We start from the raw sequence: 400 nt of genomic DNA, 5'->3' as shown, positions 1-400 counted from the left end.
GGCTGGGGCTGGGGGTTGCGGCCGGGGCTCGGAGTTCGGTGTGGTCCTGCGTCCGTTCGTCCCAACTCGCTTGGTCTTCGGGGGTGTTGTCGGCGGACTGCACCGTGGTGGAGTCGTCGTCCTCCGGCATTCGGAAGGCATCGGCGAGCATGTCCCGTACGGCGCGCGCCCGGTTGGCCTCGACACCGCCGGGCACGTGGGAGCGGGTTCGTGAGGTGCCGGTGCTGGTGCCGGAGGGGGTGGAGGTCCGGCGGGGTGGTCGGGGCGCGGGCTCAACTCCCTTGCCCCCTACGTCGGTCCGGGCCTGCTGACTCTCCCGCCGGGCAGCTCGCAGTGCCTCGCGGGCGAGGTCGGCGGGACGGGTGGGTTGCTGGTCCGGGGCGCTAGCGCCAAGGGCAGG

General features: G+C 73.5%; 1 pseudogene. It reads right to left on the bottom strand.

Annotated elements, in window-relative coordinates:
- Positions 1 to 196 (bottom strand): annotated as a pseudogene (locus JHN45_RS52560) (hypothetical protein); the annotation flags it as partial.
- Positions 197 to 400 lie beyond the last annotated feature (204 nt).

Origin of the sequence: Streptomyces sp. MBT53, assembly GCF_016654115.1 — a bacterium.
Lineage (GTDB): Bacteria > Actinomycetota > Actinomycetes > Streptomycetales > Streptomycetaceae > Streptomyces.
Note: the sequence above shows the minus strand (reverse complement) of the source record. Positions and strands in the feature narration are given on the sequence as shown.